Origin of the sequence: Deinococcus detaillensis, assembly GCF_007280555.1 — a bacterium.
Classification (GTDB): Bacteria; Deinococcota; Deinococci; order Deinococcales; family Deinococcaceae; genus Deinococcus; species Deinococcus detaillensis.
The window spans coordinates 1-6,399 of sequence record NZ_VKDB01000054.1; the positions used below are offsets into that span (position 1 = coordinate 1).

The 6,399-nt window shown below is 55.7% G+C and carries 7 protein-coding genes and 3 pseudogenes; 4 read left to right on the forward strand and 6 right to left on the reverse strand.

Features of this window, described 5'->3' with window-relative positions:
• Nucleotides 1-373 precede the first annotated feature (373 nt).
• The 3 genes and pseudogenes from FNU79_RS18460 to FNU79_RS19575 all read right to left on the reverse strand — a co-directional run bounded on the left by FNU79_RS18460 (nucleotide 374) and on the right by FNU79_RS19575 (nucleotide 2,223).
• A pseudogene (locus FNU79_RS18460) lies at nucleotides 374-1,490 on the reverse strand (IS3 family transposase).
• The gene (locus FNU79_RS19570) at nucleotides 1,465-1,980 is read right to left on the reverse strand and encodes a transposase (RefSeq protein ID WP_225430183.1); all 516 of its coding nucleotides are present in this window, start codon (nucleotides 1,978-1,980) and stop codon (nucleotides 1,465-1,467) included. The pseudogene FNU79_RS18460 and the gene FNU79_RS19570 overlap by 26 nt, the downstream one beginning before the upstream one ends.
• Nucleotides 1,981-2,004: 24 nt before the next feature.
• Nucleotides 2,005-2,223, reverse strand: coding sequence for a transposase (locus FNU79_RS19575; RefSeq protein WP_225430184.1), 219 nt, complete (start codon nucleotides 2,221-2,223; stop codon nucleotides 2,005-2,007).
• A gap of 96 nt (nucleotides 2,224-2,319) precedes the next feature.
• On the opposite strand from FNU79_RS19575, the gene FNU79_RS18470 reads away from it, so the two are divergent.
• Entirely contained in the window at nucleotides 2,320-3,132 is an 813-nt protein-coding gene (locus tag FNU79_RS18470) for a nitroreductase family protein (protein WP_143722264.1), read from the forward strand.
• 319 nt (nucleotides 3,133-3,451) lie between these two features.
• Here the strand turns inward: FNU79_RS18470 and FNU79_RS18475 are convergent, their stop codons facing one another.
• Entirely contained in the window at nucleotides 3,452-3,718 is a 267-nt protein-coding gene (locus FNU79_RS18475; protein WP_143722265.1) for a hypothetical protein, read from the reverse strand.
• Nucleotides 3,711-4,325: a ParA family protein gene (locus FNU79_RS18480; RefSeq protein ID WP_143722266.1), complete on the reverse strand. Its 615-nt coding sequence runs from the start codon at nucleotides 4,323-4,325 to the stop codon at nucleotides 3,711-3,713. The genes FNU79_RS18475 and FNU79_RS18480 overlap by 8 nt, the downstream gene beginning before the upstream one ends.
• A 243-nt stretch (nucleotides 4,326-4,568) precedes the next feature.
• Here FNU79_RS18480 and FNU79_RS18485 point away from each other — a divergent pair.
• Nucleotides 4,569-4,808 (forward strand): annotated as a pseudogene (locus FNU79_RS18485) (transposase); the annotation flags it as partial.
• A gap of 50 nt (nucleotides 4,809-4,858) precedes the next feature.
• Complete coding sequence (locus tag FNU79_RS18490) at nucleotides 4,859-5,347, forward strand: IS3 family transposase (RefSeq protein ID WP_225430187.1); 489 nt, start codon at nucleotides 4,859-4,861, stop codon at nucleotides 5,345-5,347.
• Nucleotides 5,348-5,463: 116 nt separating this feature from the next.
• Here the strand turns inward: FNU79_RS18490 and FNU79_RS18495 are convergent.
• Nucleotides 5,464-5,736 (reverse strand): annotated as a pseudogene (locus FNU79_RS18495) (integrase core domain-containing protein); the annotation flags it as partial.
• Nucleotides 5,737-5,915: 179 nt separating this feature from the next.
• Between FNU79_RS18495 and FNU79_RS19850 the strand changes: the two are divergent.
• Nucleotides 5,916-6,399: transposase (locus FNU79_RS19850; RefSeq protein WP_225430185.1), on the forward strand; the 484-nt coding region annotated here is incomplete at its 3' end.

Consider the following 6,399-nt stretch of genomic DNA (forward strand, 5'->3'; position numbering starts at 1 on the left):
GGCCACTTCTTTCGCTGTTTTCCCATAATTTCCCTCCAGTGTGCCCCACCCTCGCAAGTGGGCGGACGTTTTTGGAAGGATTTCTTGGAGCATTACCCTTCGACCTGCCTGGACTGGCACTCGCTCAACCAGTAAATTGCTTCTTGGCCAGAACAATGCGGATGACCACGCTTGGCCGCTTCCCGTCTCGGAACGGGAACTCCATCAAGAAACGCGCACGGTAGAAGCAATGATCATCGCGGCCGTCATGGTGATGGATGTGCTGAACAGCACCTCCGTTTTGCGTGACCCTGGCTGAGGTTCCCCCCGTCGTCGGTCCAGTCCAGTTGCACTTCAAATCTTATCTTGAGGTGCTCCCAAAAACTGGTCCGGGTCAGGATGGAGTTTCCAGCGGGCGGTGGGTCAAGGCAAACTGCGCTGCGAACGCTCCTGGAGCAAGATTTCCCAGCGACGAATGCGGCCTGACGTCATTATAGTCGATCCTCCATTTCTCAATCTTCTCAGCGGCGTCGTCCAGCGACAAAAACCAGTGGGTGTTGAGACATTCATCCCTGAAACTCCCATTGAACGATTCGATGTGACCGTTGTCTTGAGGTCGTCCTGGACGAGAAAAATCAAGGGTGATCTGACGCTGGTAGGCCCATAAATCCAGCGCTTTGCTGATGAACTCACTGCCGTTATCTACTCGAATCTTGCCCGGGGCACCCCGGCCCCGGGTTGCCTCGGTGACGATCTCAACCACTCGCTCAGCTTTGATGCTTTGATCCGCATGGATGGCCAGACATTCTCGCGTGAAGATGTCAATCAAGGTCAGCATTCTGAAGCGCTTCCCATTAAATAATGCGTCTGAGACGAAATCCATCGCCCAGACTTGGTTGGCCTGAGTGGGTTGTTCACGCGCCGCGCGTGCGCGGCACATACCCGGCGTCGTGGCCGCTTCATCCGCAGATTCAATCCAGCCTGCTGGTAGAGCCAGTAGAGCCGCTCGTGGTTGATCTGCCAGCCCTCACGGGCCATCAGGACATGAATGCGAGGGTAGCCGTACCGCACCCTCGTCTGAGCGATCTCGGTCATCCGTTTCAGGATGACCGGTTCCTGGGCGTCCACCAGCGGTTGATGGCGTTGAACCGAGCGCCACACCTTGAGCACCCGACACGCTCGCCGCTCGCTGATCCGGTAGGCCCGCTGCAAATGACCGACCAAACTGCGCTTCTGGACGGGCTTCAGAGCTTTTTTGCGACCACGTCCTGAAGCATGGCCTTGTCCAGGCTGAGGTCGGCGACCAAAGCTTTGAGCTTGCGGTTTTCCTCTCCGAGCTGCTTCAGACGACGCAACTCACTCAGGCCCAACCCGCTGTACTTCTTTTTCCAGTTGAAAAACGTCGATTCGGCGATGCCAATCTTGCGGCAAACTTCACCAATCGTGACGCCGGTTTCTACTTGTCTGAGCGCAAAACTGATCTGCTCATCGGTGAACTTTTTTCCCTTCATGCTGGCCTCCGGGGACGGTACCCCTCAGTGTGCCAGACACTCTATTCTCACTTGGACCGGTTTTGCGGGAGCAGGTCAGTGGTGGTTGATCGACAGGTGCCCAGGTTCTGATGTTGCCAGACCAGGGATGCTTCACAATCTCCAAATTCCAGTTTAAGTGCAGTTTGACCTCCGAGGCCAGTTTGCCTGTGTACCCTGCATCTGCCCAAACATGCTTCATCCGGGGAAAGCGGTTGTGAACCTTATTGAAGAGGAGGCCCGCGCCTGCGCGGTCTTGAATGTCAGCTGGATGCACCACAATTCCCATCACCAGACCCAAGGTATCGACGAGGATGTGCCGTTTGCGCCCACTGATTTTTTTCCCGCCGTCGTAGCCTCGTGGGCCTCCCGCCTCGGTCGTCCATACGGATTGACTGTCGATGATGGAGGCACTGGGCGTGGCTTCACGCCCAGTGCTGGTACAAACATCTTCCCGCAGCACTGTGTGCACACGCTCCCAGAGGCTTCAGAGTCGCTAGGCCCGGTGATAGTGATACACCGTCGACCAGGGTGGCAGGTCATGTGCCATCAGCCGCCAGGCGTTTCCACCCTGAATGACATAGAAAATGCCGTCCAGGATGTCTCGCAGCGACCACGTTCGAGGACGTTCCACAGTCTGGGGTGCTGGAAACAAGGGTTCAGGCGTGATCCATTCGGTATCCGTCAGGTCTGTGTCGTACGGCTTTCTGTCCATCCTTCAGCGTACCGCCAGGACAGCGTCAGGCTTCCTGACAGAGTTTTCAGACGCACTTTAGATTTGTTGCCGGATCCAGCTCCCTATACTCTCAATATGCAAACTGTGGCAGAGACGCTTAGAGAACACCGTTCCATTCGGCAGTTCAAACCCGATGCCATTCCCCAGTCCATTATTGACGAGGTGCTACACGAGGCCGTGACTGGGACGTCCTCATCGGGCAACCTCAACAGCTACTCCATGGTGCTGACCCGTGACCCAGTTCGGAAACGCCAGCTGTACGAGTTGCACGGCGAACAAGAATTTATCCTTCAAGCGCCGCTGGTCATCACGTTCTGCGCCGACTGGTACCGCACGCGGCAGTGGCTGAAGCTGCGCGGAGCAAGGGATAACTTCAACAATTTTTTGGGGTATCAGGTGGCCGCCAACGAAACGATGCTCATCTCCCAGAGTGTGACGCTGGGTTTTGAAGCACGAGGCTACGGCATCTGCTATATGGGCAGCACACTCCACGCCATGCAAGAAATTGCCGAGCAACTGGATCTCCCCGAAACCTGCTTGCCCATCACAACCATCGTGGTCGGTGTTCCCGACGAGCGCCCAGAGCGGCGTGAGCGCCTTCCCACACAGTCTTTCGTGCACGACGAAGCCTACCAGAAACCCAGCACATCCGAGCTGAAAGACATGTATCAGGCGCGGGAAGAGAGCGGCTGGCAACGGTACATGTCTGTGCCGCGTCTCAAGGCCATGTGCGATGAGGGCGGCATTACCTCGCTCGCGCAGATGTATACCAGCCCCTACAAATACGATCCAGACCATTACGTGCCCAAATCTTTGCAGATTCTGGAAGTGCTCCAGCAGCGTGGATTCCTACCCAGCACGCTGAGTCTCACCCAGGCTGAGGAATAAAGCGGAAGTGTAGATCTCAGGAGGGGGTGAATATTTCCTCTCCCCTCCCCTGCCACTTGCCGTACTCCTCAGTCGGCTTGGCCTCGCGCACGTCCAGCTCCACTTTTCCGAGCTTTGATCTTTACAGCCACCCAAACGATTTGTTCGCCTTGACCCACCGCCACACCAACGCACTGCCCGTCTGGAACGCTTGGCTGGCCTACCTACTTGGTTCAGCACTCATGTCTACTCCAAGGGTGTTCAAGCGATGGAGTGGAGAAGATTTAGAAAAAGACATAATTTTGCACAATTGAAAGACCATGTGCTCAACTGTGCAAAATTATGTCTTGAGCCAATCGACCAACAAATCGTTGATCAGTTCACTGACCTCACGATTTTCTGCCAAGAGCCGCTGGCGAACTTTGAGATACGTCTGGGCATGCAGCAAAGCCGTCACCTGCTGGTAATCGGGATTTGAACGCTTCCCCGGCGGACGCCCTACTTTTTTTGGACTTACGCTGCTTGATGGTGAATCAACTTGCGTCAGAGCGGAATCGTCTTGTTTGCGGCGCTCTCTGGCTTCGCGCAGGCCACTGAATTTAGTCATGCCGCTCTCCTGCCGCCGCCGCGATCTCCCGCGCGGCACGTTCGTAATCGAGCCAAGCTAACTTAGCCATTTTCGAGTTCTTGACCGATTCGACTGACCGGCCTTGAGCGCTGGCGTGTCTGAATGCTGATGTTTGCCGAATCGATGCGCTCATAACCGGAAGCTCCTCTTCTTGGAGAAGCGCTCTGGCTTCCGCTCCCTCCTTAGACGGACTGGGCGGAATGAGTGTGAGCAAAATTCGGTACATGCCGCCAATGGCCGAGAGCGCTTCTGTCGTCTGCAAAAGCGCGTCTAGACTCATGGCTTCAGGATTGGTCGGAAGCACCAACAGGTCACAGCCGCCGACCAAGTCGCGCAGTTCGTCGGCGCTTGGCCGGGCACCAGTGTCGATGATGATGTGTTCAAACTGGCGCGAATATTTCATAGCCTGTCCTTCGGGATACACCTGAAATGGCAGGTGTCCATGTGAAGCCCATAGTGAAGCGCTGCGGTTGGCGTCTCCATCGACCAGCATGGTTGGCGCAAGCCGCTGAAAAAATGTCGCGAGATGAACTGCCGTCGTGGTCTTGGCTACACCACCCTTAAAACCAGCCACTGTAATAATCACAAAACAACTGTACATCATTATATCCATTTACAAGTGCATATCGGTGGAATTTCATTATGGCATAATTTTGCACAGATGAAATTCCGTCGATATGGCAGTACATCTGCGGCGTGTCGTAGTGACATGACCCCCAAATCTCGATCCAAAAAAGTTGCGAATTCAGTGGCAAGCTGGAGGATCGATGAAAGGAAAACGGTACACCGAATCATCGTGAACGGACGCTCATGAGGACGCCACTCCTCACAGCAGATGTTGGAGGTTTTGGGTCAAGTTGAGGCAGGTCAACCGATTGGCGAGGTCGCCAGAACGGCGGGGGTAGCGGTGAGTACGATCCACCGCTGGAAAGCGCACTACGGCGGGATGATAAGGGACGAAACCAAACGGTTTCGTTTGCTGGAAGAAGAAAATCGCCGACTCAAAAGGCTGGTAGCTGATTTGTCGCTCGACAATTTGATCCTCAAAGAGGTGGTCGCAAAAAAGTAGTGAATCCCGAAGCCACATCACAGTCCCAGACGCCGATCAAGCGCCAAGTGGTGGGCTTCGTCTGTCGGCAGTTCAGTCTTACAGAGCGGCGAGCGTGCCGGCTACTGGTTTTCTGGCGTTCAACTCAAAGGCACGACAGAAGCAGCCCTAGAGAGGAAAAAGACTTGGCTTTGAAGACTCGGCTGCGTGAGTTGGCTGAGCAAAGCCCCCGTTCTGGCTATCGGCGGCTCTATGCCCTGCTGACGCGCGAAGGGCGGATCGCCAATCACAAACGGGTGTATCGGATCTACTGGGCGGAGTGCTTGGCTGTCTGGGAACGGGTGCAGAAGCCACAGGTTTCTGCCGCTAATCAGCGCTGGAGTATAGATTTTATGTCTGATCAGCTCGCTTCAGATAGACGGTTCCGAGTGCTGAACGTCGTGAGCGACTTTACGAGAGAATGCTTGATCATGCATGTAGGCACCTCCATTACGGGTGCGGATGTAGCTCGGCTGCTCACAAGCGTGTTGGCTGAGCGTGCTCAGCCAACACGCTTGTGACATACAACGGGCCAGAGTTCATCAGCAAAGCGTTGGAGCAATGGGCATACGAACGCGGAATTACGCAACACTTCAACCGTTCTGGGTGGGCTTGCCCCGATTTCGCGTAGTTGAGGGGCTGTAGCTTGGAGTTCGAAGTCGGCGGGTGTTAAGTAGCCCAGAGACGAGTGGCGGCGCTGGCGGTTGTAAAAGACCTCAATGAACTCGAAAATGGCTTGCCTGGCAACCGCTCGGGTTTCGAAGATCGTCTCGTCGAACAGCTCCCGTTTTAGGGAGCTGAAAAAGCTCTCCACAACGGCGTTGTCCCAGCGTTCCCCTTTGCGACTCATACTGCACCGCGCCCGAATCTGAACCAGTGCAGCTTGAAACAAATGACTCGTGTACTGGGTGGATTCAAGCGGTCATCGCAACAGCAGCGTCAACCCCGTGTAGTGCGCGTTCAAAGGCCTCATGAGGGGTCTGCCACCCCAGAACTTTGCGGGGTCTGGCATTTAGCGGGTAATGCTCCAAGAAATCCTTCCAAAAATGTCCGCCCACTTGCGAGGGTAGGGCACACTGGAGGGAAATTATGGGAAAACAGCGAAAGAAGTGGCCGACCGACACCAAAGAGCAGATCGTGCTGGCGGTGCTCGGCGGCCAGCTCAATGTGGCAGAGGCGGCCCGGCAGCATGGCGTCAATGAAAGCCTGATTCACACCTGGAAAGCTCAATTTCTGGAAGCAGGTCGTGCCCGCGTCTTGGACAGAACGGCACCGGTATCGGGCCTGCCCGCTTGGCTGGGAACCGCACGGATGACCGGCATGGCGAACTGGAACGCGAGAACGAGCGCCTCAAGGTCCTGGTTGGCGAGAAGGAATTGGCGCTCCACATCGCAAAAAAAGCACGGGATCTCTGAGTCCAGCTGCGCTTCTCGTGCTCTACGAGGAGCTGCTCAGAGACCAGCCGCAGCTAAGTCTGGCCCGCTTCGCGCGCGAAGCGGGTATTCCTGCCTGGACGCTGCGGGATGCTCGCCAGCAGATTCTCCGTCAGCAGGAGCGCGACATCGAGCAGCAA